The sequence below is a fragment of the Cupriavidus campinensis genome (assembly GCF_905397395.1).
Lineage (GTDB): Bacteria > Pseudomonadota > Gammaproteobacteria > Burkholderiales > Burkholderiaceae > Cupriavidus > Cupriavidus campinensis.
Map to the genome: position 1 here is coordinate 151,872 of NZ_CAJPVH010000006.1, position 26,104 is coordinate 177,975.

The 26,104-nt window shown below is 64.9% G+C and carries 19 protein-coding genes; 17 read left to right on the forward strand and 2 right to left on the reverse strand.

The genetic code is table 11. The annotated features are described in order from the left end of the window. Window position 1 precedes the first annotated feature (1 nt). The 17 genes from KHO18_RS06205 (at window position 2) to fabD (ending at window position 17,340) form a co-directional block, all read left to right on the forward strand. Window positions 2-1,129, forward strand: a complete 1,128-nt coding sequence (locus KHO18_RS06205) for a beta-ketoacyl synthase N-terminal-like domain-containing protein (RefSeq protein WP_144200299.1) — start codon at window positions 2-4, stop codon at window positions 1,127-1,129. Continuing rightward, entirely contained in the window at window positions 1,126-2,265 is a 1,140-nt protein-coding gene (locus tag KHO18_RS06210) for a beta-ketoacyl-[acyl-carrier-protein] synthase family protein (RefSeq protein WP_211942905.1), read from the forward strand. The genes KHO18_RS06205 and KHO18_RS06210 overlap by 4 nt, the downstream gene beginning before the upstream one ends. Next, window positions 2,262-3,281: a beta-ketoacyl synthase N-terminal-like domain-containing protein gene (locus tag KHO18_RS06215; RefSeq protein WP_211942906.1), complete on the forward strand. Its 1,020-nt coding sequence runs from the start codon at window positions 2,262-2,264 to the stop codon at window positions 3,279-3,281. The genes KHO18_RS06210 and KHO18_RS06215 overlap by 4 nt, the downstream gene beginning before the upstream one ends. Then, complete coding sequence (locus tag KHO18_RS06220; protein ID WP_211942907.1) at window positions 3,278-4,138, forward strand: alpha/beta fold hydrolase; 861 nt, start codon at window positions 3,278-3,280, stop codon at window positions 4,136-4,138. The genes KHO18_RS06215 and KHO18_RS06220 overlap by 4 nt, the downstream gene beginning before the upstream one ends. Next, a complete protein-coding gene (locus tag KHO18_RS06225; RefSeq protein ID WP_211942908.1) occupies window positions 4,135-5,130 on the forward strand; it encodes a hotdog family protein in 996 nt (331 codons plus the stop codon). Before KHO18_RS06220 ends, KHO18_RS06225 begins: the two co-directional genes overlap by 4 nt. Window positions 5,131-5,140: 10 nt before the next feature. Next, on the forward strand, window positions 5,141-5,836 hold the full coding sequence (locus tag KHO18_RS06230; protein WP_211942909.1) for a DsbA family protein: 696 nt from the start codon (window positions 5,141-5,143) through the stop codon (window positions 5,834-5,836). Between the two features lie 11 nt (window positions 5,837-5,847). Next, window positions 5,848-6,195: a DsrE family protein gene (locus KHO18_RS06235; protein ID WP_144200283.1), complete on the forward strand. Its 348-nt coding sequence runs from the start codon at window positions 5,848-5,850 to the stop codon at window positions 6,193-6,195. Window position 6,196: 1 nt separating this feature from the next. After that, the gene (locus KHO18_RS06240; RefSeq protein ID WP_092301743.1) at window positions 6,197-6,616 is read left to right on the forward strand and encodes a hypothetical protein; all 420 of its coding nucleotides are present in this window, start codon (window positions 6,197-6,199) and stop codon (window positions 6,614-6,616) included. After that, entirely contained in the window at window positions 6,613-7,029 is a 417-nt protein-coding gene (locus KHO18_RS06245; RefSeq protein WP_092301740.1) for a hypothetical protein, read from the forward strand. The genes KHO18_RS06240 and KHO18_RS06245 overlap by 4 nt, the downstream gene beginning before the upstream one ends. Window positions 7,030-7,031: 2 nt before the next feature. Then, on the forward strand, window positions 7,032-7,865 hold the full coding sequence (locus KHO18_RS06250) for a beta-hydroxyacyl-ACP dehydratase (protein ID WP_211942910.1): 834 nt from the start codon (window positions 7,032-7,034) through the stop codon (window positions 7,863-7,865). 39 nt (window positions 7,866-7,904) lie between these two features. After that, window positions 7,905-8,948, forward strand: a complete 1,044-nt coding sequence (locus KHO18_RS06255) for a beta-ketoacyl-[acyl-carrier-protein] synthase family protein (RefSeq protein WP_092301734.1) — start codon at window positions 7,905-7,907, stop codon at window positions 8,946-8,948. Between the two features lie 14 nt (window positions 8,949-8,962). After that, the gene (locus KHO18_RS06260) at window positions 8,963-11,575 is read left to right on the forward strand and encodes an aminotransferase class III-fold pyridoxal phosphate-dependent enzyme (protein ID WP_144200279.1); all 2,613 of its coding nucleotides are present in this window, start codon (window positions 8,963-8,965) and stop codon (window positions 11,573-11,575) included. After that, window positions 11,556-13,940, forward strand: coding sequence for an efflux RND transporter permease subunit (locus tag KHO18_RS06265; protein WP_211942911.1), 2,385 nt, complete (start codon window positions 11,556-11,558; stop codon window positions 13,938-13,940). The genes KHO18_RS06260 and KHO18_RS06265 overlap by 20 nt, the downstream gene beginning before the upstream one ends. 1 nt (window position 13,941) lies before the next feature. Beyond that, window positions 13,942-14,739, forward strand: a complete 798-nt coding sequence (locus KHO18_RS06270; RefSeq protein WP_211942912.1) for an outer membrane lipoprotein-sorting protein — start codon at window positions 13,942-13,944, stop codon at window positions 14,737-14,739. 64 nt (window positions 14,740-14,803) lie between these two features. Further along, a complete protein-coding gene (locus KHO18_RS06275; protein WP_144200273.1) occupies window positions 14,804-15,910 on the forward strand; it encodes a hypothetical protein in 1,107 nt (368 codons plus the stop codon). Between the two features lie 34 nt (window positions 15,911-15,944). Next, a complete protein-coding gene (locus KHO18_RS06280; protein WP_144200271.1) occupies window positions 15,945-16,391 on the forward strand; it encodes a hypothetical protein in 447 nt (148 codons plus the stop codon). A gap of 13 nt (window positions 16,392-16,404) precedes the next feature. Beyond that, the gene (gene fabD / locus KHO18_RS06285) at window positions 16,405-17,340 is read left to right on the forward strand and encodes an ACP S-malonyltransferase (protein ID WP_211942913.1); all 936 of its coding nucleotides are present in this window, start codon (window positions 16,405-16,407) and stop codon (window positions 17,338-17,340) included. Window positions 17,341-17,427: 87 nt separating this feature from the next. Here fabD and rpoC read toward each other — a convergent pair whose 3' ends face one another. Together rpoC and rpoB are read right to left on the reverse strand one after the other, a co-directional pair. After that, window positions 17,428-21,669, reverse strand: a complete 4,242-nt coding sequence (gene rpoC / locus KHO18_RS06290; RefSeq protein ID WP_144200267.1) for a DNA-directed RNA polymerase subunit beta' — start codon at window positions 21,667-21,669, stop codon at window positions 17,428-17,430. A gap of 127 nt (window positions 21,670-21,796) precedes the next feature. Continuing rightward, complete coding sequence (gene rpoB / locus KHO18_RS06295; protein WP_144200265.1) at window positions 21,797-25,903, reverse strand: DNA-directed RNA polymerase subunit beta; 4,107 nt, start codon at window positions 25,901-25,903, stop codon at window positions 21,797-21,799. Window positions 25,904-26,104: the final 201 nt, after the last annotated feature.

The following is a 26,104-nucleotide window of genomic DNA, read 5'->3' on the forward strand; positions in this document are numbered from 1 at the left end:
CATGACCGCACATGGCATCTCGATTGTTGGCTGGCAGGCGATATCGGCCCTGGGGGTGGGGGCGGATGCGTTGCGCACGGCCGACCCAACGGCACCCCCGGTGACTGAACTGCCGCAATCGACCGACCCGTATCCGCAGGACGTCGCCTATCGCCCGGCGCACTTCGACGTCTCCGCACTGATTGGCGCCAAGGGAACCCGTTCCATCGACCGCACCACGGCGCTCGCGCTTTGCACGGCGCGCCTGCTGCATGGCGACCAGCCGCCTTATGAAGGGGAGCAAGCCGAACGGACCGGATTCGTGCTGGGCACCAGTACCGGCAGTATCCGCAGCACCAGCGATTTCACGCGCGACTCGCTGGTCCAGGAGCGGCCATTCCTGGTCAATCCCGCCCACTTCCCGAACACCGTGATGAACTGCGCGGCGGGACAGTGCGCCATTCGCTTCAAGGCGCGCGCGGTGAACGCAACCATCTCGGGAGGGCGGCTGTCCGGACTGCTCGCGCTGCAGTACGCCTCGCAGATGCTGCGCCGGGGCTATGCGGACCGGCTTCTGACAGGTGCCGTCGAGGAGCTTTGCGTGCAGACGGCCTGGGCACATCGCGGCCTGATCCAGCTGGGCAAGCGGCAAGCCGTGCCCCTGGGCGAAGGCTGCGCGATGTTCTCGCTCGAGCGCACCACGCCGCAGCATGAAGGGGTGGCCATCCTGGCCTTGCGTTACGGGCGCTACAGCGAACCCGTCGACGGCCCGGCCGGTGATCTGGCGCTGGACCACGCGGTGGAGGGCGCACTGGCCTGCATCGGCGAAGCCCTGACGCAAGCCGGCCTCGATGCGTCCGAGGTGGTCGCTTGTTGCCTGTGCGGCGCGGCCGAGCCTCGCATTGCCGACATCGAACGGCGCGCCATCGCGCGGCTGCCCGGCGCCAGCATGACCGTCCACCAGGCGGCGCTCGTCGATCGGTTCGGCGACACCTACAGCGCCACCTTCGCGCTCGCGCTCTGCCATCTGCTTGCCTGTCTCGAACAGGCCCCCGCCGGTGCGGCGGGCATGGTCCTGGCCACCACCGACGACGGGCACGCGGGCTGCCTCATCGTGCGCCGCGCGCCTGCGGCTAAGGAACTTCCATGACATATGCGATCACCGGCTCGGCCATGAAGACCAGCCTCGGCGAAGACAAATGCACGTGTTTCGAGAGCCTGTGCTCAGGGCACTCCGGCCGCAAGCGCCTGCAAGCATTTACCGCCGACCATTTCAACGTGCGCAACGCCTATGAGATTGACGACCGCCCCGGCGGCATCGACCGGGCGCTGCGCGCCACCGAACTGCTCTGCGATGCGGTACAGGCCGCCGTGCAGGAGGCCGCACTGCCGCCGGACGCGCGTTGCGTCGTCGTGGTGGGAACCGGCCTGCGGGAGCTACGCACGCTGGAACTGTTCTGGACGGTCGGCACGCCGATGACGATCGACCAGTTGCATTTCGAGCGCGCACTGAACCGAAGGCTGCACACCAGTTTTCCGGTCATCACGCTCGCCAATGCCTGCTCCGCCTCCAGCTTCGCACTCGCGGTTGCCGAGGACTTCCTGCGCGATGGCGCCTTCGACTTCGCGATCGTCGGTGGCTGCGACACCATCACGAAGAGCATGTTCGGCTTGCTGGATCGCGTGAATCCCTCGCACCCCGACGCAGTCCGGCCATTCGATCGAGACCGGCGCGGCGTGCTGATGGGCGATGGCGCCGCCGCCGTCGTGCTGGAATCCCGCGCGAGCGCCAACGCGCGCGGCGCGCCGGTGCTGGCAACGTTGCGGGCCGTCGGCACGAGTTGCGATGCGGCGCACGAGACGGCCCCAGATCCGGCGGGCATCGCCCGTGCCATCGAGGATGCCTACCAACGCGCCGGCCTGGCGCCGGAGGACATCGACATCATCATGGCCCACGGCACCGGTACGCCGCTCAACGACAAAGCCGAGGCCGAGGCCATGCAACGCGTGATGCGGCAACACGTCTCGCATCCACGCATCTGTGCGATGAAATCGATGACTGGGCATACCTCGGGGGCGTCGGGGCTGGTTGGCGTGGTCACGGCGATCGAAGCCATCGAGTGCGGCATGCTGCCGCCCACCGTCGGGCTCGAGCACCTGATGCCGGAGGCGCGCGCGATGAATATCGTCAACGAGGCCACCCCGGTCAATGCGCGGCTGGCCCAGGTGAATGCGTTCGGCTTCGGCGGCGTCAATGCCGTGGCCATCCTGGAGTGCGAATCATGAATCCCCGCACGCAGGCCATCCTCATCTCGGGTCATGGCTGGGAGATCCCGGCCTTCTCCACCCACGACAGCCTCGCGGAGGGGTTGCTGGCCGGTCCCACCGCGCCGCATTTCACGCCCGAGCGACTGCTGGGCAAGAAGGGGCTTCGCTACAAGGAGCGCTCCACGTTGCTGGCCCTCTGCGCAGCATCCAAGGCGCTGGCCGACGCCGGCTTCGTGAAGGCGGACACCGTGTCCTTGCACGATGACGGGTTCGGTGTGGTGGTCGCTACCAACACGTGCAATCTGGATACGGTCTGCCAGGCAGCGGAGACCATCCATCGCCAGCACGTCAATGCCACCAGCGCAATGGATCTACCCAACGCCTCCAGCAATGTCGTCTCGGCCGCTATCGCCATTCGCTTCGGACTGCGTGCGCTCAACCTCACCGTCTGTACCGGGGCTTCGTCGTCGCTCGATGCCATCGTGCTGGCCGCCAATGCCATCCGCAACGGCCGCGCCCGGCGCATGCTGGTTGTCGCGGTGGAAGTGGATGGCCCGGCGGCGCGCAGCCTGCTGGCCGGCCGCCGGCTTGCCGAAGGCGGCGGGCTGCCCGCCTTGCTGGAAGGCGCAGGTGCCTTGGTGCTCGAGCGGACCGATGATGCCAACGCCCGTGGCGCACGCCACCATGGTGCCCTGGCCGGCTACGCCTATTGCCATGCCGATGCGGCACGTTCGCCCGCCCTAGACGCCCTGCTGACCGATCATGCGAGCAAGCCTTGTTACGTCGCCGGCGACAGCTTTGCCGCCCACGCGGTCACCGCACTCCATCAGCGCGAGGGCGCGCAGCGCGATCTCGGCATACTGTCCGGCCCGGCCTATGGGGCCAGCACGCTGTATGCGCTGATCCATCATTGCGAACAGGCACGCGCCGCGGAGCCGGAGTCGGCTTGCGGGGCGGTCGTCCTCGGCGGTGGCAGCTGGGGAGACCGCCGCGCCGGAGCCATCGTCGTTGAAGCGGGCGGCGTCGGGCAATGACGACGCTGCTGGCATCACTGGGCGGCTACACGCTTCAGGCGCGGGTGTGCGGGCCCGTCGGCGCCCCGCTGGCCGTGCTGGTCCACGGGATGATGGAAGCAGGCAGCGTCTGGGAACCGCTGCTGCCGCGCCTGGCCGCCACGCATCGGTGCGTCGTGCTGGACCTGCCCTGGAACGGGTTGCAGTCTGGCCTCTGGGGCCGGGTGCTGCCACCCGAGCGGTGGCTATCCGCTGCGCTTGAGCGCTTTCAACTGTGCCCGGACGTCTGGATTGCCCACTCTTTCGGCGCCAACACCGTGCTGACGCTGCTTGCCCAGCACCCGGCCACACCCGGGGCCACCGCACCCGCCGCGCTGGTCTCGCCGTTCTACAAGGCGTTACACCGGGAGGTGACCTGGTCCCTGTTCCAGCAGCACGTCAACGCATTCCCGGATTTTGTCCAACAGAGCATCCGCGCCCGCACCGCGCGCCCGCTGGCGCCGGACGTCCTGCAGCGCATGACACGCACTGCCTGCGAGCACTTCGGTTGCTACGTCTGGACCGAATTCTGGCGCCTGTACGCCGGGATGCCCTTCCTTCCCCTGCACGAGGTGCGCCAGCCACTTCTCGTGTTGGCCGGCGGCGATGACCAGTTTGCGCGATTGCCCGACGTCCGCGCGATGGTCGACACCCTGCCGGCAGGCCGGCTCCGTGTCTTTCGCGATGCCGGCCATTTTCTGCTGAACGATCTCCGGCACGACGCTGTCGGCGCCATCGCGCAGTTCCTGCAGGTGCGCGGCGATCCAATGCCGGCCACGCCTCGCCAGGCTTGTGCTGGCGCCACCCCTTCCTTCCACTCCACGGAATCCACGCCATGACCTTGCATCACTCCGACACGACTGGCTTCGACCGCACCCACACCAGGGTCCGGCCCCGCTTCGAAGGCTGCAACATCTGCACCTGGATCGGCTTCAAGCACGTCATGTATTGCATCGAGGAAGCCGTTGTCGATCATTTCCGCGCGCACGGCTTCGGACCGCGCGAACTCTATGAGCAGAAAGGTCTCTGTCTCGAGATCGTCGATTCGAGCGTACGGATCCTCCATGCGCTTCACATTGACGATACGGTAGATATCGAGGTCGTGCCGTCGCCGAAGGCACCGGACGGGGTGCTGCGCGTCGCCGTGACACTGACGGTGCCGCGCGACGGCAAACCATTGAAGGCCGTCACCGGTTACGTGGACGTGCTGTTCCGCCTGGACGACAGCGTCGTAACCCCACAGCCAGCCAGCGGGGAGCCGCGCCTCGCGCCATACACCTGTACCCGGATCCGGCGAGGGCCGCAGCGCTCCATTCCCGATGCCGGCCTGGACACGGCGCGCCAGGCCGGTAACCCGCCGCTGGACGTGCGTCGCGCGCTGGCTGCCGATGAAGGCAACCGCTTCGTCTGGCAATGGCGGGTGCCCTATTTCTACTGCCACTTCAACGATCGCCTCCAGCATTCGGGCTACCTGAGACTGATGGAGGAGGTGCTGGATCTCTTTGTCGCCGAGCGTGGAATCTCCATCCGCACATTGCTGGAGAACAAGAAGTGGATTCCCGTCGTACCGCAGGCGAGCCTCCAGATCCTCGACGAAGCGATGATGGAGGAGACCATCCACACCGTCTTCACCGTCGAGGATATTTTCAAGGACACCACCTATCGGTCGCGCATGGACTGCTATGTCGAACGGCATGGCGGACTGGTTCATACGGCGACTGGCCTGATCACCCACGGCTACGCGGTGGTCGAGAACCGCCGTGACTGGTCGCTCGTGACCTTCGACGCCGAGGTCTCGGCCGCCCTGCGCGGCAGGCAGCGCGCGGACTGAAGGAGGCGGCATGCAGGCAGCACATCCCGTCTTCTATTTCTCGCTGCGCAGCCCCTACTCGTGGCTGGCCTTGCACGATCTCAGGCAGACACGGCCCGATCTTCTCGCCGCCGTCCAACTGGTGCCTTTCTGGGAGCCGGACGCGGACTACCAGGCGCAACTGAGCATGGTCGGCAGCACGTTCCTGTATCACCCGATGTCGCGCGAGAAGCATCTCTACATCCTCGCCGATGTGCGGCGCCTTGCGGCGCGGCGCGGGCTCCGGCCAGTGTGGCCACTGGATCGCGCGCCGCGCTGGGAGGTGCCGCACCTCGCATGGATCGTCGCCGACATGCATGGGCAGGGGCTGACCTTCCTCGAGCGGGTCACGCTGGCGCGCTGGCAGGAAGGCGCGGACATCTGCGATCCCGACGTCATCGCACGACTGGGCAGTGCGCTGGGGCTGGACCCCAACGCGCTCTCGTCGGCCCACACGGATGCAGCCGTCCGGGAGGTCGGACTGACCCGGCTGCAGGACTGCATCCACACGGGCGTGTTCGGCGTGCCGTTCTTCACCGTCGGCAGGGAGAAGTTCTGGGGCGTCGATCGCCTCCGGGACTTCATGGCCGCCGCCACGGGCATGCCTGCCATCGATCTGTCCGACCCGTTGAGCAGCGATGACAGCCCGCCGCCGGCAATCCTCGACCATGCCGGCGGCTGCGGCTAGGAGCATTCGTCATGGAAGCAACCCCTACCGTTACCGTCCTGCTCATCGAGACGCACTCCCCCGCAAACCCCGGCGGCACCGAGTGCATCCGCCTGGCCGAGGCGCTGCTGAAAGCCGGCGATTCGGTGCAGTTGCACCTGATGCAGGACGGCGCGACCTGGCTGCAGCAGGACCCGGACACGATCCGCACACTCGGACGCCGGCATGGCGGGCAATTGCGCATCACCGTGGACGATGTCTCGCTGGCCCTGCGCGGCGTGGCGGCGACGGTCAGCCATGGCGTTGCCACCGTCATCGATGCAGACACCCTCGTGCGCGCTATCTGCGAGCCGTCGACCAAGACCATCTGGCACTCCTGACATGACCGCATCTCTCCCCCCGGACGCCGCGCCGGGCTCCGTCTTCTTCGGCATGATGGGCACACCGTTCCGGTCCGAGACCGTGACCTCCCTGTTCCGGATGGTGGATGCGGCCTTGCGGCAGGGCCGTCACGTCACTGTGTGGAACTGCGGCCACGCAACCGGGCTGTCGCAGATCTCGCTGTGCCGCCCACCGGACCTCTTCGCGCCGGACGCACCGGCGGGCACGACAACCGCCACATTGGTCCAGACGCTGAAGCGTCGCTACGGCGACCAGCTCGAGTGGCTGGTATGCCGCTATTGCATGGAAGAGCGCGGCAACACCCAGCAGATCCCCGAGGCGATGGTGAAGATTCCCTTCAGCTTCCAGCACTACCTCAGCGCTGCAGACAGCGCGATGGTCCTCGGAGTCAAGTCATGACGGCAACCGCCGGCCGGGGCAGGCGCCGCTCCCGCAGTTCACTCGCCATTGTCGAGCAAGCCTATCGCGGCAGTCTGGAGGAGCAGTACGGGCACATCGTCTGGCTGAGCCGGGTCATGCGGCAGATGGGGGCCGACCATGCCCTCCTGCTCAAGGCCGATACCGTGTTGTTCGCGCGACGCGACCAGCCGGCGCCGTTGCTGACGTTGGGCGGCCTGACGATAGACGGACTTTCCCACCACGAGTCCGGCGTCGCCGCGTTGGTCGCCGCCAACGTCCCGGTGTACGCATGGCGACCCGACCTGCACCGCCTGCGTCTTTCTCCTGCGGACCTCATCGATGGCGTCGAGTCCGTCGACGAGGCGGACATGCCGACCCTCATTCATCACTTCAACAACGTCTGGTACTGGTGACGATGCCACCCTCCTCCCCTTCCGCCACACTGGGCGAAGCGCTGCTGGTCAGCGGCACGGACCTTTTCGCGCTGGGGCACTATCCCGGTGCCCCGATCTATCCCGGCGTCCTGCTGCTGGACCAGTTGCTCGCCCTGGCGGAACGCCTCGCCACGCGCACGGCGGGGCACCCCATGCGCGTCCGGACGGTGGCGCGGGTGCAGTACCTCGACGCGCTCCTGCCCGGTGACGTCGTCAACCTCGAGGCAACTGTCCGGACGTCCGGGCCGGACGGACTCTCCCTGGCAGCCACGGCGAGTGTTCGCGGCAAGCCTTGTGCGCGGGCCAGCTTCGCCTGTGGCGCGCCGTGTGCCGCCATCGAACATCCTGCCGTGGCGCCGTCTCAGGCGCCACCGGTCCTGACACACCGCCAGGTCGCGGCACTGCTGCCGCATCGCTACCCCTTCCTGTTGGTCGATGCGGTCCAGAGCTACACCGCCGGCGCCCAGATCTGCGCGTGCAAACTCGCTACCCGCCAATCACCGCTGTTCGCCGCACAGGCACCGGCCGTGTACCCGGCGGGGTTGGCTATCGAATCCCTCGGGCAAGCCGGCATCGCGCTCTTCTTCCTTGGCCAGGCCGGCGGGGCACCGAGGGAGGTGGTACTCGGCGCCATGACCGGCATCGAACTGATCCACGACGTGCCCTTCGACTCCGTGCTGACGCTGGACGCCCGGATAGACCGGCTACTGCCCAATGCGGTGGTGTTCGGTGGTGAGGTCCGTATTGGCCCCACGCCGGTGATTCGCGTCGGCAGTCTGGTCGCGATGATCGACCCACGTCACGCGCCGGCATGACCCCCTTTTCCCGACCGCGTTCACCAGGAGGCCCCAACCATGCGCATCGATGGCATTTCCTTTCTTCCGGCATCCCGCAGGATGGACAACGAGGCCGTGCTGGATGAGATCCGCCGTCACAGCACACCCGGATTCGACGGCAACGTCGAGCACGCGCTTACCTACATCCGCTGGAAGCTCAATGAGACGCAGGTGAAGACGCGCTACTGGTTCGACGAGGGCGAGCGGCCGCTGGACCACATGGTCCGCGCCGCCGAACAGGCGATGGCGCAGGCCGGCTGCGGCCCGGATGACGTGGATCTGCTGATCTACGCGGGCAACACCCGGGGCTTCATCGAGCCCGGCGATGCGTACTTCGTTGCGGACGCGCTGGGCATGGACAGCGTGGACTGCTTCGACATCGTCGACGCCTGCATGGCGTGGACGCGCGCGTGCGACGTGGCGCAGAGCCATTTCCTGTCCGGACGTTACCGCACCGCACTAATCGTCAATGCCGAGTCGTACTACGTACCTGGCGGCGTCTCGTATCCCAGCAACTTCACGCTGGGTTCCCTGCGCGACATCGCGCACTGTTTCTCCGCTTACTGCGGGGGGGACGGGGCAACCGCCACGCTGCTGCGCGCCGATACAGAACAACCCTGGGTCTTTCACTACCTGTCGACGAAGCGGGGCGTCGATCTCTGCACCATTCCGCTGCCGGGCCACCTCGGGCGCGCCCGGCCCAGCGAGCGCATCGGCCTCAATGGCCTTGGTGCCTTCACCTCCTTCAGCTCGCTGGTCTTCGGCTATAGCCAGCACATGACGGACTCGCTGAAACTGCTTGCGCCCTATCGCGACAGCATCCGCCTGCTTTTTCCGCATACCGGCGGCTCTGTCCCCGCATTCCAGGGCTGGGCGGACGAGGCCGGGTTCGGGCACTGCATCCGCCACATTTTTCCGGACTACGGCAACGTGGGCGCGTGCTCCATTCCCGCCGCCATTGCCCTGCACGCGGGCGATGGGTCGCTGGCACGCGGCGACCGGATCGGATTCTGGATCGGCAGCGCCGGCATGTCATTCGCATCCTCGACGTTCATCTACTAGATCGGAGCCCGACCATGCTCTACGCCATGACGCTGCTGCCTTCGATGGCCTGGTTCGCCGCCTCGTACCGGCTTCGCGCCGCACGCCGCCCTCCCGCCGACCGGGCCAGCCTGCTTGGCGAGTGCATCGCCCGCTTCTGCATCGCCTCGGGCCCGCTGTACATCAAGATCGGGCAGATCCTCTCGACCCGCTCCGACCTGTTCGGGCCTGACACCATCGCCGCGCTGCAACGACTGCAGGACGATGTCCCGGCAGCTGACGAGCCGGCCGTTCGAAAGCTCCTCGCCGAGGCGTTCGGCAGCGGGTATGAATCCGTCTTCGAATCCTTCAACTATGTTCCGCTTGCCAGCGCGTCCATTGCGCAAGTCCATGAAGTGCGGCTCGAGGGTGGCGAGCGCGCGGCGGTGAAGCTGGTCAAGCCTGGCGTCTCGCGCCGCCTGCGCAAGAGCCTGCGATCGATTGCCCGGCTCGCGGCGCTGGCACATGCCATGGTGCCCTCGTTGCGCCATTTCAACATGCCGGTACGTGTGGCCGAGTTGCGCGAGTTACTGCTGCCACAGGTCGACATGGAGGTGGAGGCGCGCAACATGACGGCGCTCGCGCGGAATTTCGCCAATCACCCCTTTGTCATCATCCCGCGGGTGCACACCGAACTGACCCGCCGGAGCGTGCTGACCATGGAATATATGGAGGGCATTCCGGGCCGGGACTTCGAACGAGTGGGCATCCCCCGGGCGCAACTGGCGCGCCGCTTCCAGGATGCGATCTACACCATGCTCTACATGCATGGCGTCGCCCATGGCGACCCCCATCCCGGCAACGTGCGTTTCACGGCGGACGGCAAGATCATCTTTCTCGACTTCGGCATCACGGTCTACGTGACGGAGGCAGAGAAATGGGGATTGGCGTCGTTCTTCTTCGCGTCGATCCGGCATGAATGGGACCTCGCCACCACCCGCTTCCTGAGTCACTTCGTCGTAGACAAGGAGGCTGTGCGTGACCATCGCCAGCTCTTCGAGGACGTCAAGGCGGTGATCCTGCGGCACTTCTACGAGATCGCGGATCAGTGGAAGACCGACGAGTTCTTCTGGGACATCAGCCAGGCACTGCGCCGCCACGGTGCCAACTACACCCCGAACTTCACCAAGGTCGAATTGACGTTGACCACCTGCGAGGGCTTCGGCAAGCAGATCGATCCGGACATCGACGTCTGGGCCAATTCCCGACGGTTCTCGGACAAATACTCGCCCTACATGAATGACGATGTGCGCCAGCGCTTCGACGGCCACTTCCACCGGGCAACGCCAAAGACACTGGCGATGCGTGACGACGCGCAGCGATTCATGATCGCGTCCATCCACATGAACCGCTACTTCTTTCCCTGCACCTATCCGATGTTCGCGCGCCGGGCCCAGGGATGCCAGATCGAAGACGTCGACGGCAATCGCTATATCGATCTGACCGGTGGCTACGGGCCGCACATCCTCGGCTACGCGCATCCGGCAATTGTCGCCGCACAGCAGGCGGCCGTGGCGGACGGTTGCCTGAACGCTGTCGGCAACCCGTCGGAGGTTGAACTTACCCGGCTGCTGGTGGATGCGTTCCCGGGTAGCGGTTACGCCTGCCTCTCGAATTCGGGAACGGAGGCCGTCATCCAGGCGCTGCGCATTTGCCGCGCCTACCGGCAACGGGGAAAGGTGGCGAAATGCGAGGGCCAGTACCACGGCTTCTCCGACCAGGCCATGGTCAGCTCGTGGTTTCAGCAACGCGGGCCGGTAGAGCGGCCCGAGCCGGTGGCAGGCTGTCCCGGCACCCCGGACGAAACGGTGAACAACACCGTTGTCCTCCAGTACGGCCATCCAGAAAGCCTGCGCGTGCTGCGCGAGCGTGCCGAGGAAATCGACTGCGTCATTCTCGAACCCCTGCCGTTTTCCGTGGGGAGGCTCGACACCGAATTCCTCCAGCAATTGCGTGCGGCCTGCTCCGAGCTCGACATCCCGCTGGTGTTCGATGAGGTCGTGAGCGGCTTCCGCGTCTGCTACGGCGGCGCCCAAACCCTGGCGAACGTCACACCGGACCTGACGGTACTGGGCAAGATCATTGGCGGCGGCATGCCGTGCGGCGCCGTGGTGGGGAGCCGGAAGCTGATGGAGATCGCCCGCAGTACTGCCGACCCCTTCCGCGACTACGAGACGCGGGTCTTCCTGGGCGGCACCATGAGCGGCAACTCATTGAGCGCCGCGTCTGGCGCCGCGATGCTGACATATCTCCGCGACCATCCCGAGGTCTATCAGACGCTGCATGCGAAGAGTGAATGGCTGCTTGAGCAGCTGACAAGCATCGCCCGCGCCCTGCAAGTGCCGGCCCGCATCAAATCCATGCGCTCGATCTTCACGGTGAGCTTTTCGCATCGGGAAACCCGCTTCTATCGCGAGATCCAGGGCGGCAGCGACTACAAGGCCAGCATCGCACTGGCCTATTACATGCGCACGCATGGCGTCTATATGCCGGAGCTGCACTTCCTCGCCCTGAGCGACGCCCACATGCCCGCCGATCTGGAACAGGTCTGCGAGGCGTTCCGCCAATCACTCACCGAGATGAAACGCGATGGCTTCTTCGTCGACTGAACCCCGCCTGCGCGACCCGGACGCGTCCCATCACGCCTTGGCCATACGCTATGCGGCATGGCTGGTCAGGCGGCGATGGATGGTGATCGTCGCGACGGTGCTACTTTGCGTGGCGGCCAGTGCGGGACTCGAGCGCATCGCCTTCAGCAGTGACTATCGCGATTTCTTCCGTTCGGACGATCCGCAACTGCTCGCCAATCAGGCACTGCAAGACGCTTATGCAGACGACAACCAGGCGCTGGTGGCCTTTGTCCCCCGAGACGGGACGGTGTTTACGCCTCGCGCGCTGGACGCAATGGCGCGCTTCACCGAACTGGCATGGCGGCTGCCCCATGTGCGACGCGTGGACAGTCTCACGAACCATCAGCATGCCGAAGCCCACGACGATGACCTCCGGGTGCGCCCCCTATACCAGCCGGGGACGGGCCAGACACCCGAAGCGATCGCAGCCATCCGCGCCATCGCACTCAGCGAGCCGCTATTGGTAAAGCGGTTGGTCTCGCCCGATGGGTCCGTGGCGGGAATCAGTATCAGCTTCACGCTCCCCGCGCCAACGGAGACAACCTTGCCGGAGGCCGTGCATGCACTGCGCGCCCTGATGGACCAGGCGCGCGCGCTGGACCCCGATATCCGCGTTATGGCCACGGGCGGCATATTGCTCGACAACGCCTTCGACGAGGAAGCGAAGGCCGACCTGGCCACGCTGACGCCACTGATGTACGCGCTGATTCTCGTCGTCATGTTCGTGGCGTTGCGCAGTGCGTGCGGCGTGGCGGCTGCGTTGCTGACGATGACGTTGGCGATCTTCGCCGCGCTCGGCATGGTCGGCTGGTTTGGCGTCAAGCTCACGGCCATCTCCGTCTCCACGCCGACCATCCTCACCACCATCGCCGTCGCGAACTGCTTGCACGTAATCGTCTACACGATCCGGCGGATGGGGGCCGGCGCGTCACGGCATGATGCCGTACGGGATGCCGTGGCAGCAAACGCCCCCATCATGCTGGTGGCCTGTGGCACGGACGCGCTCGGCTTCTTCAGCATGTGCCTGTCGGACGTTCCACCGGTCGCCAACTTCGGCGTGATGCTGGGCATTGGTGCCATCGTGGTGCTGCTGTTGTCAGCGTCGTTCCTCCCGGCGTGCCTGGCCGTGCTGCCGATCTCCGGGCAGCAGCGGATGCTGCGGCAGGGGCATGCCATCGGCCGCATGGCGGGCGCCCTGGTGGCGTGGCGAAAGCCGGTGTTCATCGGGGTGGCGCTGCTCAACCTCGCTGCCGCCTGGTTCGTCACGCGCAATCAACTCGAGGACAATTTCGTCGACTATTTCAGTCCGGCCGTCGAGTTCCGCCGCGATACGGACTTCATCCAGTCGCATCTGTCCGGCGTCCATACCGTGTACTACGCGGTGCCGTCAGGTGCCGGGGGTACGGTAGGTTCGGCCGCGTACCTGCGGGATCTGGACAGGTTTGCCGACTGGCTACGCGCGCAGCCCGAAGTCTTCCAGGTCAGTTCGCTCGCCGACGTGGTCAAGCGCGTTCACCGCACGCTGCATGGCGATGCGCCGACCGCATATCGCGTGCCTGATGATGACATGGCGGCGGCCCAGGTATTACTCGTGTACGAGCTGTCCCTGCCACCGGGGCTGGATCTGAACGATCAGATTCGGATCGACCGCTCGGCCAGCAAGCTGACCGTGGTCCTGCGCGACATCACGTCCACGGCATTGGTGGCCTTCGACCAGCGCGTGCAGGCGTGGATGCGCGCAAACCTGCCGGCCGGCATGCAGGCGTCTGGCGCTGGGCCGTCCATCATGTTCTCGCATATCGGCGAGATGAATGTCGCCGGTACGCTGCAGGGGTATGTGCTGCAGATCCTGCTCGTTTCCGTCGTCATCGGGCTGGTGTTGCGCAGTGTCCGACTGGGCTTTGCCAGCCTGCTTCCGAACGTCCTGCCGTCCTTGATGGCTTTCGGGCTTTGGGGAACGTTCGTCGGGCAAGTCGGCCTGTCGGTGGCGGTGGTGGGGGTGCTGACCTACGGGATCATCGTCGACGACACGATTCACAGCGTCTTCAAGTACCACCGGGCCCGCACGGTGCTGGGTCTGTCGCCCCGGGCCGCGGTGGAGAACGCGTACAGCATTTCCGGCATGGCGGTGCTGTTCACCACCTCGGTACTGGTGGCCGGCTTCGGCGTGCTGATCTTCTCGCACTTCGACCTGAACGCCGACATGGGAATCATGTCCGTGTTGACGATCGCGATTGCCGCCATCGTGGACCTTGTGCTGCTGCCGCCATTGCTATTTGCCATCGACCGGGACACCCCGAAGCCGGCTTCCGCCCCCCACTCCCAACCGTTGAAAGGCATTTGACATGATGAAGCTCCGGATGCGCCTTGTGGCGCTTGTGTTCTGTCTGATCGCGGTATCGCCCGTGGCTGCGGCGGCGGAAGACGCCACCCGCGGCGAAGCCATCGTCGCGGAGATGTACGCGCGCGAACGCGGGTTCAGCAGCTATCGCATGGATATGGAAATGATCCTGCGTGACCGGCATGGCCAGCAAAGCGTGCGCAAGATGCGTGGCGCCGTGCTCGAGACGGACGGCGACGGTGACAAGCACCTGATGCTGTTCGAGTCTCCGGCCGACATCCGGCACACGGCCTTCCTGAGTTTTGCGCATGCCGACAAACCCGACGATCAGTGGCTATACCTGCCGGCCCTGAAGCGCACGCGGCGCATCGCCTCGGACAGCAAGTCGGGCTCGTTCATGGGCAGCGAGTTCTCATTCGAAGACCTGACCTCGCAGTTGCCGCGCAAGTTCAGCCACCGCTATCTGGGCGACGAAGACACCGGCGGGACCCCGTGCTTCAAGGTCGAGCGCACGCCCCGCTACGAGGGCTCCGGCTATACGAAGCAGGTGCTGTGGATCGACCGCGAGCGGTACGTGACATTGAAGGCGGAACTGTACGACCGTCGCGGGGCCTTGCAGAAGACGCTCGAGAGCGGCGACTTTGCCGCCTACGGACAGCAGTTGCTGAAGCCAGGGTGGATGAACATGGTGAACCATCAGACCGGCAAGTCGACCCGCATCAATATGTCTGGCTACAAGTTCCGGGATGGCGGCGTCGACAAGCGGGATTTCGAGCCGCAGCGGCTGGAGTATGTTCGCTAAACGGGGATGCGTCCGTTGGCTCGCTACCCTGTGTCTCGTCTGGCATGCGGGCACTGGCCACGCGATGCCAGTCGTCGAGACAAGCGGGAGTATCGGTCCGGAAGTCTGGCTGTTCAATCGCCCCCCCGCATTTCAGGCACAGCACCAACATGCCGCGGCCTTGGTCCTCAATCTCGGCTGGGTTGTCACACACCCCATGTACCCGGGCGTCACCGGCCGGCTGACCCCTTACGTCCGCCTGGACGTTTCCGATCCGGACATGCGTTACTTCGATTTTCGCGAAGCCACCGTCCGTGCCGAGCGCGGCGACAACCTCTGGCAAGCCGGGATGGAGACATTGGACTGGAGCGTGATGGAGTCACGCCATCCGGTCAACATCATCAACCAGATCGATACCCGCGCGGACATCGATCTGGAGGCCAAGCTCGGCCAGCCGATGCTGTCTTACACGCGCTTCAGCGCGGCGTACGGACGTCTCGCCGTGTACTGGATGCCGTGGTTCCGGCCACGCCCCCAACTGGGCCTACGAAGCCGGCAACGCATGGGGCCGCTGGCACCGGAGGCCCCCTCCCACGGCCTGGCGCCCTGGCAGCAGACCAACGATATCGCCGTACGCTGGTCGGGGACCATCGCGGATGCCGACGTCGGTGCCTACTACTTCGATGGCTTGTCACGCGAGCCCACCATCGCCCCCGACTTGACGACGGCCTACCAGCGCATCCGACAGTTGGGGCTGACCGGTGTGTTGCCCGCTGGCAGCATGCTGTGGAAGGGCGAGGCGATCTTTCGTTGGGGGCAGGGTGCGCCTTTCGGTGCCTATATCGTCGGTGCGGAATACACATTCGCCAGGCCCGACGGCGACCTTTCACTGCTGTTCGAATACCTGCGCGACCACCGCGACGCCAGCGCGCCGTTCACGCCGTTCACACACGGCCCCTTCGCCGGCGTGCGTATTCGCCTCAACGAGTCCGGTGATGCGGAACTGCAATACGGCGTGCTGCACGACCGTGCGACCCGCATCCTGATGCACAAACTCGAGTTCAGCCGTCGGTTCGGCAAATCCGCACGGCTGCGTCTGGTAGCCCGTAAGGCGAGTTGCGACGGCGACAGCGTTTTTGAGGCGCTGTGTCGCGACAGCATGTTGCAGGTCAATCTGACCCACAACTTTTAGCCCTACGCTTTTGATCCCAACCCTATCCGAGGCCATGATGATCACGCCTATTCTCGCCACTTCCGCCGCAGCTTGCAGCGCGCTTGTCGCCTTCCTGCATATCTACATCATCGCCAAAGGGCCGCAGGCGTACCGTGCCTTCGGCGCCGGCGAGGCCCTCGCAGGCATGGCGGAGCGCGGCTCCTGGGTGCCGGGATTGCTGACAGCGGGCATCACCGGGGTGTTCTTCGTCTTTGCCGCCTACTATGCGGCGGCTGCCGGGTTGCTGCCGACGCTCCCCCAGATGCGCATCGCGGTGATCGGTATTGCAGCAATCTATACGCTGCGGGGCGGCCTCATCGTAGTGGGATGGGCGCTCCGGCAACCCCTGTCCACGTTCGACATCCAATCCTCGTTCGCATCTCTGGCTATCGGGCTCCTTCACTGCGCGGCCGCCTGGTGCTGGCTCGCAGCGACCGATGCTGTCGAGACGGCGCGCTAAGGGGGCGTCGGCAATGATTCGCATCGTTCCCGCCTGCGTGTTTCCTGGTCAGGGGTCACAATCCGTCGGCATGCTTTCCGCGTGGCGGGGTGAGCGTGTGTTCGTCGAGACGATCGACGAAGCCTCGGATGTGCTTGATCTGGACCTCTGGCACCTTAGCCAGCATGCCGATCCAGCGGAACTCGCCCGCACGGTCAACACGCAGCCATTGGTGGTGGCGGCGTCGATCGCGATCTATCGCACCTGGCAGGCCCAGTCTCCAGTAGCCGTGCCATGGGCGATCGGACACAGTGTTGGGGAGATTTCGGCGCTGGTTGCCGCCGGTGCCCTGGCGCTGCCGGATGCCCTGCACATCGCGCGCCAACGGGCGCTGGCGATGATGGCGGCGGTGGCGCCCGGGATTGGGGGCATGGCAGCGGTCATCGGTCTCGATGACCCGACAGTGGAACGACTCTGTTCCGCCTGCGCCGGAGATGGCGTACTTGAGCCGGTGAATTTCAACGCGCCCGGGCAAGTGGTGGTGGCCGGTCATGTGCCGGCCATCGAGCGTCTCAAGGTGGCCGCCCGGGAGGCCGGCGCAAAGATGGTGTTCGTGTTGCCAGTCAGTGGCCCGTTCCATAGCTCGCTGATGCAGCCGGCGGCGGCAGCGCTCGCCCGGTGTCTGGACGACATCCGCGTCGCGGCCCCTTCGTTGCGCGTGCTGCACGGCAATAGCCTTGAAGTCGCCACGGAGGCGTCGATCAAGCCGGCGCTGGTGGCGCAACTGACTGCCCCGGTGCGCTGGACGGCAATGGTTCGGCACCTCGAGGCCGACGGCGTCACGCACATCGTGGAATCAGGACCCGGGGAGGTATTGACGAATCTGTGCCGGCGCGTCGCTCCCGCGTTGTCCGTACTGCCCCTGCATCTGCCCCAAGGCATGGAGGCCGCCGTGCTGGCCCTGTCGTGAGCAGCCAATGGCTGCGGATCGCGCAGACGAAAAAAAAACCCGGCTCGAAAGCCGGGTTTTTCACTTCCAGTACAGCAACGATCGTGATCAGACCGCGTCGCTGTCGCCCTCGGTCGCCTGCACCACGGGCGGCTCGATGAAGAGCGATTGCTCTTCGTCCGAGATCGCCTGGGCGCGTTCGCGCTCGGCCGCCTCGCGTGCCTTGCGGGCACGGTGGTAGGCCAGGCCGGTACCGGCGGGGATCAGACGACCCACGATCACGTTTTCCTTCAGACCACGCAGGTCGTCGGTCTTGCCCATGATCGCGGCCTCGGTCAGCACGCGCGTCGTTTCCTGGAACGATGCCGCCGAGATGAAGCTGTCCGTGGACAGCGACGCCTTCGTGATACCCAGCAGCAGGTTCTCGTGCGTGGCCGGACGCTTGCCGTCGGCAATCATGCGGTCGTTCTCGTCCAGCAGCTCCGAGCGCTCCACCTGCTCACCCGGGATGAAGCGGGTGTCGCCCACGTCCTGGATCTGCACGCGGCGCAGCATCTGACGAACAATCACTTCGATGTGCTTGTCGTTGATCTTCACGCCCTGCAGACGGTACACGTCCTGCACTTCGTCCACGATGTAGTGCGCCAGTTCCTCGATGCCCTTCAGGCGCAGGATGTCGTGCGGGTCCGCCGGACCTTCCACGATCATTTCGCCCTTGTTCACCACCTGGCCATCGTGCACCAGCACCTGCTTTTCCTTGGCGATCAGGAACTCGTGGGCGTTGCCGTCCAGGTCCGTGATAACCAGGCGCTGCTTGCCCTTGGTGTCCTTGCCGAACGACGTGGTACCGGTGACTTCCGCCAGCACGGCGGCGTCCTTCGGCGAACGCGCTTCGAACAGCTCGGCCACACGCGGCAGACCACCGGTAATGTCGCGGGTCTTCTGCGATTCGGTCGGGATACGTGCGAGCACTTCACCCACGTGCACCTGCTGGCCGTCCTTCACGGTAATCAGCGCGCCAACCTGGAAGCCGATGGTCACGGAGTGGTCCGTGCCCGGAATCTTGACTTCCTGGCCGTTCGCGTCGAGCAGCTTCACCTGCGGGCGCAGGCCCTTGGTGGCAGCCGTACGGCGCTTGGCATCGATCACCACGAGGGTCGACAGGCCGGTGACTTCGTCCATCTGCTTGGCGACGGTCACGCCCTCTTCGACGTTCTCGAACTTCGTCATGCCGGTGTATTCCGACACGATCGGGCGCGTCAGCGCGTCCCACGTGGCCAGCTGCGTGCCAGCCTTGATGGCCTGGCCGTCCTGCACCAGCAGCGTGGCGCCGTACGGGATCTTGTGGCGCTCGCGCTCGCGGCCGTGGTCGTCCGTGATCAGCGTCTCGCCCGAACGCGAGATCACGATCAGTTCGCCCTTGGCGTTCGTCACGTAGCGCATGGTCGCCGTGAAGCGGACCGTACCGGTCGCCTTGGCTTCCACGCTCGAGGCCACTGCCGCACGCGATGCCGCACCACCGATGTGGAACGTCCGCATGGTCAGCTGCGTACCCGGCTCACCGATCGACTGCGCGGCAATCACGCCCACCGCTTCGCCGGAGTTCACCAGCACGCCGCGGCCCAGGTCGCGGCCGTAGCACTTGCCGCACAGGCCGTAACGCGTGTCGCACGACAGCGGGGTGCGGACCTTGACTTCGTCCACGCCGAGGTTGTCGATCAGGTCGACCAGGTCTTCGTCCAGCAGCGTGCCGGTCTCGATCGCCGTTTCCTGCGTTTCCGGGTTCACCACGTCAGCCACGGTCACGCGGCCGAGGATACGGTCGCGCAGTGCTTCGATCACTTCACCGCCTTCGACCAGGGCCTTCATGGCCACGCCGTTGGTGGTGCCGCAATCGTCTTCCACCACGACCAGATCCTGCGTCACGTCGACCAGACGACGGGTCAGGTAACCCGAGTTCGCGGTCTTCAGTGCCGTATCGGCCAGGCCCTTACGCGCACCGTGGGTCGAGATGAAGTACTGCAGAACGTTCAGGCCTTCACGGAAGTTCGCCGTAATCGGCGTTTCAATGATCGAGCCATCCGGCTTGGCCATCAGGCCACGCATGCCCGCCAGCTGGCGGATCTGCGCTGCGGAACCCCGCGCGCCCGAGTCGGCCATCATGTAGATGGAGTTGAACGATTCCTGCTTGACCGTGTTGCCTTCGCGGTCGACCACGTCTTCGTGCTGGAGCTGCTCCATCATCGCCTTGCCCACCTGGTCGCCGGCGGCGCCCCAGATGTCCACGACGTTGTTGTAACGCTCCTGGTCCGTCACCAGACCCGACATGTACTGCTTGTCGTATTCCTTCACCTTGGCAGCTGCGTCGGAGATGATCTTCTCCTTCTGCGGCGGCACCAGCATGTCGTCGATGGCGATCGAGATACCGGCGCGCGTGGCCAGGCGGAAGCCCGACTGCAGCAGCTTGTCGGCGAAGATCACGGTCTCGCGCAGACCGCACTTGCGGAACGCGGTGTTGATCAGGCGCGAGATTTCCTTCTTCTTCAGCGGCTTGTTCAGCACCGAGAACGGCAGGCCCTTCGGCAGGATCTCGGACAGGATCGCGCGGCCGACCGTGGTGGCCTGCAGCGTGATCTTGGGCGCGAAGCGGGCATCGCCCACGGCGTCCTTGTCGACGAGCACGTACTCGGTGATCCGCACATTCACGCGCGAAGCGAGTTCGACTTCCTTGTTCTCGTAGGCGCGGATGACTTCGCTGATGTCAGCGAACGTCATGCCTTCACCCTTGCCGTTGATCTTGTCGCGGGTCGTGTAGTACAGACCCAGCACCACGTCTTGCGACGGGACGATCGACGGATCGCCGTTGGCCGGGAACAGCACGTTGTTGGAGGCCAGCATCAGCGTGCGGGCTTCCATCTGCGCTTCCAGCGACAGCGGCACGTGAACAGCCATCTGGTCACCGTCGAAGTCGGCGTTGAATGCCGCGCAGACCAGCGGGTGCAGCTGGATGGCCTTGCCTTCGATCAGCACCGGCTCGAACGCCTGGATACCCAGGCGGTGCAGCGTCGGCGCACGGTTCAGCATCACCGGGTGCTCGCGGATCACCTCTTCGAGGATGTCCCACACCACCGGCGTCTGGCTTTCCACTTCCTTCTTCGCCGCCTTGATCGTGGTGGCGATGCCCATCGTTTCCAGCTTGTGGAAGATGAACGGCTTGAACAGCTCGAGCGCCATCAGCTTGGGCAGGCCGCACTGGTGCAGCTTCAGCGTCGGGCCCACCACGATGACCGAACGGCCCGAGTAGTCCACGCGCTTGCCCAGCAGGTTCTGACGGAAACGGCCGCCCTTGCCCTTGATCATCTCGGCCAGGGACTTCAGCGGACGCTTGTTGGCGCCGGTCATCGCCTTGCCGCGACGGCCGTTGTCCAGCAGCGAATCCACCGCTTCCTGCAGCATGCGCTTTTCGTTGCGCACGATGATCTCGGGCGCCTTCAGCTCCAGCAGGCGCTTCAGGCGGTTGTTACGGTTGATGACGCGACGATACAGGTCGTTCAGGTCCGAGGTGGCGAAACGGCCGCCATCCAGCGGTACCAGCGGACGCAGTTCCGGCGGGAGCACCGGCAGCACTTCCAGGATCATCCACTCGGGCTTGATGCCCGAACGCTGGAACGCCTCGAGCACCTTCAGGCGCTTGGCGAACTTCTTGATCTTGGCTTCGGAACCGGTGGCCTGCAGCTCGGCGCGGATCTGTTCGATCTGCTTCTCGATGTCGATGCCGCGCAGCAGTTCACGGATGCCCTCGGCGCCCATCATGGCGACGAATTCACCCTCGCCGTACTCGTCGCACTTCGCGATGTAGTCGTCCTCGGACATGATCTGGCTCTTCTTGAGCGGGGTCATGCCCGGTTCCAGCACCACGAATGCCTCGAAGTACAGCACGCGTTCGATGTCGCGCAGGGTCATGTCCAGGACCATGCCCAGACGCGACGGCAGCGACTTCAGGAACCAGATGTGCGCGGTCGGCGCAGCCAGTTCGATGTGGCCCATGCGCTCGCGGCGCACCTTGGCCAGCGTGACTTCCACGCCGCACTTCTCGCAGATCACGCCACGATGCTTCAGGCGCTTGTACTTGCCGCACAGGCACTCGTAGTCCTTGATCGGGCCAAAGATCTTGGCGCAGAACAGGCCATCGCGTTCCGGCTTGAACGTCCGGTAGTTGATCGTTTCCGGCTTCTTCACTTCACCGTACGACCACGAACGGATCTTCTCGGGCGAGGCGAGGCCGATCTTGATCGCGTCGAACTGCTCTTCCTGCTGAACCTGCTTAAAGAGATCGAGCAATGCTTTCATTGCAACTCCTTGTTTCGCCGTGGCACCGAAGTCTGTTCGGGGCCACGGCATTCATCCTGTGGGAAACCTGCTCTTCCGGGTCGACCGGGCCGGCGCCCGCCGCAGCGGGACGCCGTCATCGCGCCGATCAGTAACGATCGAGGTCGATGTCGATACCCAGCGAGCGGATTTCCTTCACCAGCACGTTGAACGATTCCGGCATGCCGGCGTCGATCGAGTGCTCGCCCTTGACGATGTTTTCGTACACCTTGGTACGGCCGTTCACGTCATCGGACTTGACCGTCAGCATTTCCTGCAGCACGTACGACGCGCCGTAGGCTTCCAGTGCCCACACTTCCATCTCACCGAAACGCTGGCCACCGAACTGGGCCTTACCGCCCAGCGGCTGCTGCGTCACGAGCGAGTACGGACCCGTCGAGCGCGCATGCATCTTGTCATCGACCAAGTGGTGCAGCTTCAGCATGTGCATCACACCCAGCGTGACCGGACGCTCGAACGCTTCGCCGGTGCGGCCGTCGTACAGCGTGACCTGCTGCTTCGACGGGGTCAGGCCCTTCTCCTTGGCGATCTCGTCCGGGTAGGCCAGGTCCAGCATGCGGCGGATTTCATCCTCATGCGCACCATCGAACACCGGCGTTGCGAACGGCACGCCCTTCTTCAGGTTCGTGGCCAGTTCCAGCACTTCGGCGTCGGTCAGGCTGTCCAGGTCTTCCGGCTTGCCGCTCTCGTTGTAGACCTGGGCCAGCAGCTTGCGCAGCTCCTGTGCCTTGGTCTGCGCCTTGAGCATGTCGCCGATGCGCTGGCCCAGACCGCGCGCGGCCCAGCCCAGGTGGGTTTCCAGAATCTGGCCCACGTTCATCCGCGACGGCACGCCCAGCGGGTTCAGCACGATGTCGGCCGGGGTACCGTCCGCCATGTACGGCATGTCCTCGATCGGCACGATCTTCGACACCACACCCTTGTTACCGTGACGGCCAGCCATCTTGTCGCCAGGCTGCAGGCGACGCTTCACGGCCAGGTACACCTTGACCATCTTGATCACGCCCGGCGGCAGTTCGTCGCCCTGCGTGAGCTTCTTGCGCTTCTCTTCGAAGGCCAGGTCGAACTCGTGACGCTTCTGCTCGATGGCTTCCTTCACTGCCTCGAGCTGGGCGGCAACTTCCTCGTCGGCCGGACGGATGTCGAACCAGTGGTATTTGTCCAGGTCGGCCAGGTACTCGCGCGTCAGCTTCGCACCCTTCGCCAGCTTCTTCGGACCGCCGTTGACGGTCTTGTCGAGCAGCAGGCGCTCCAGACGCTGGAATGCATCGCCTTCCACGATACGCAGCTGGTCGTTCAGGTCCAGGCGGTAGCGCTTCAGTTCGTCGTCGATGATCGACTGGGCACGCTTGTCGCGCGTCACGCCTTCGCGGGTGAAGACCTGGACGTCGATCACGATGCCGCTCATGCCCGACGGCACGCGCAGCGAGGTGTCCTTCACGTCCGAAGCCTTCTCGCCGAAGATGGCGCGCAGCAGCTTCTCTTCCGGGGTCAGCTGGGTCTCGCCCTTCGGCGTGACCTTGCCCACCAGCACGTCGCCAGCCTCGACTTCGGCACCGATGTAGGTGATGCCGGACTCGTCCAGACGCGCGAGTTGCGCTTCGGCGAGGTTCGAGATGTCGCGTGTGATTTCTTCCGGTCCCAGCTTGGTGTCACGGGCCACGACCGACAGTTCCTCGATATGGATCGAGGTGTAGCGGTCTTCGGCCACCACGCGTTCGGAGATCAGGATCGAATCTTCGAAGTTGTAGCCGTTCCACGGCATGAACGCCACCAGCATGTTCTGGCCTAGTGCCAGCTCGCCCAGGTCGGTCGAGGCGCCGTCAGCGATCACGTCGTTACGCGCGACGATATCGCCAACCTTCACCATCGGACGCTGGTTGATGTTGGTGTTCTGGTTGGAACGCGTGTACTTGATCAGGTTGTAGATGTCCACGCCGACTTCGCCAGCAACGGCTTCTTCGTCGTTCACGCGGATCACGATACGCATCGCGTCGACGTAGTCCACCACGCCGCCACGCATGGCCTGCACGGCGGTACCCGAGTCAACGGCCACGGTACGTTCGATGCCGGTACCCACGAGCGGCTTGTCCGGCCGCAGGCAAGGCACGGCCTGACGCTGCATGTTCGCGCCCATCAGTGCACGGTTCGCGTCATCGTGTTCCAGGAACGGCACCAGCGAGGCAGCGGCCGACACGATCTGCGACGGCGCCACGTCGATGTACTGCACGCGGTCCGGGGTCACCATGCGCGTTTCGCGCTCGGAGCCTTCGCGGGCCGATACCAGTTCATCGATCAGGTTGCCATCGGCATCCACGGTCGCGTTGGCCTGGGCCACCACGTACTTGCCTTCCTCGATGGCGGACAGGTAGTCCACCTGGTCGGTCAGCTTGCTGTCCACCACCTTGCGGTACGGCGTTTCCAGGAAGCCGTATTCGTTCAGGCGGGCGTACAGTGCCAGCGAGTTGATCAGGCCGATGTTCGGGCCTTCCGGCGTTTCGATCGGGCACACGCGGCCATAGTGGGTCGGGTGCACGTCACGAACTTCAAAGCCGGCGCGCTCGCGCGTCAGACCACCCGGGCCCAGTGCGGAGACACGGCGCTTGTGGGTGATTTCCGAGAGCGGGTTGGTCTGGTCCATGAACTGCGACAGCTGCGACGAACCGAAGAACTCGCGAATCGCCGACGAAATCGGCTTCGAGTTGATCAGGTCGTGCGGCATCAGGTTCTCGGTCTCGGCCTGGCCCAGACGTTCCTTGACGGCACGCTCCACGCGCGACAGACCAGCGCGGAACTGGTTCTCGGCCAGTTCGCCCACGCAACGCACGCGACGATTGCCCAGGTGATCGATGTCATCGACCTCGCCCTTGCCGTTACGCAGGTTCACCAGGATCTTGATCGTCTCGAGGATGTCCTCGTCCTGCAGCACCATGCTGCCCTCGCCGCTCGGGCGCGACAGACGGCTGTTGACCTTCATGCGGCCAACGCGCGACAGATCGTACGACTCTTCGCTGTAGAACAGGCGCTGGAACAGCGCTTCCACGGCTTCCTCGGTGGGCGGCTCGCCCGGGCGCATCATGCGGTAGATCGCGATACGCGCGGCGGTCTGGTCGGCGGTCTCGTCCACGCGCAGCGTCTGCGACATGTACGGGCCCTGGTCCAGGTCGTTCGTGTACAGCGTCTGGATCTGCTTGACGCCCGCTTCGCGCAGGTTTTCCAGCAGCGTCTCGGTCAGCTCGTCGTTGGCGTTGGCAATCACCTCGCCCGTGTCCGGGTCGATGATGTTCTTGGCCAGCACGCGGCCGAGCAGGTAGTCTTCCGGCACGCTGATCAGCTTGGTGCCGGCGGAGTCCAGGTCACGGATGTGCTTGGCGTTGATCCGCTTGTCCTTCTCCACGACCACGCGGCCGTTCTTGTCGGCGATGTCGAAACGCGCCACTTCGCCACGCAGACGCTCGGGCACGAATTCGAGCTGCGCGCCTTCCGCCTGCAGCGTGAAGTTGTCGAACACAAAGAAGTGCGCCAGGATTTGCTCCGGCGTCAGGCCGATCGACTTCAGCAGGATCGTCACCGGCATCTTGCGGCGGCGGTCCACACGGAAATACAGGATGTCCTTCGGATCGAATTCGAAGTCCAGCCACGAGCCACGGTACGGAATGATCCGTGCCGAGAACAGCAGCTTGCCCGAGCTGTGCGTCTTGCCCTTGTCGTGCTCGAAGAACACGCCCGGCGAACGGTGCAGCTGGCTAACGATGACACGCTCGGTGCCGTTAATCACGAAAGAACCGGTCGACGTCATGAGCGGAATTTCGCCCATGTAGACTTCCTGCTCCTTCACTTCCTTGACCTTGCCCGGGTTCTCGCGATCGTTGATGATCAGGCGAACCTTGGCACGCAGCGCCGAGTGGAACGTCAGGCCACGCTGCTGGCACTCCTTGACGTCGAACGGCGGGTTGGACAGGTGATACGAGACAAACTCCATACGGGCGAGCCCGTTATGGGAGGAGATTGGGAAAATCGCGCTGAAAGCGGCCTGCAGACCCTCGGTTTTGCGACGCGCGGTCGGCGTTTCCGCTTGCAAGAACTGGGTGTAGGATTCAATCTGGGTGGCAAGCAGGAATGGAACCTGATGAACCGTCGCGCGCTTCGCAAAGGATTTGCGAATGCGCTTCTTTTCGGTGAAGCTGTACGCCATGGGATCTCCGAATCATCGCAGGGCAGGCTGGACCTGGCCGGCACCTGTGGTGTTCAGCGACTGGGAGGGGATTTGGCGGTTGGCCGCTACCAACCTCTGGCTGACGGTGTCCGCACGCTGCGGGCGGTGTGGTCATTGCACGGCGCAATGCCTGTACTCGCCCGGGGGACACCCGACCAAACTTGTCTTCTGCAGTCGGTT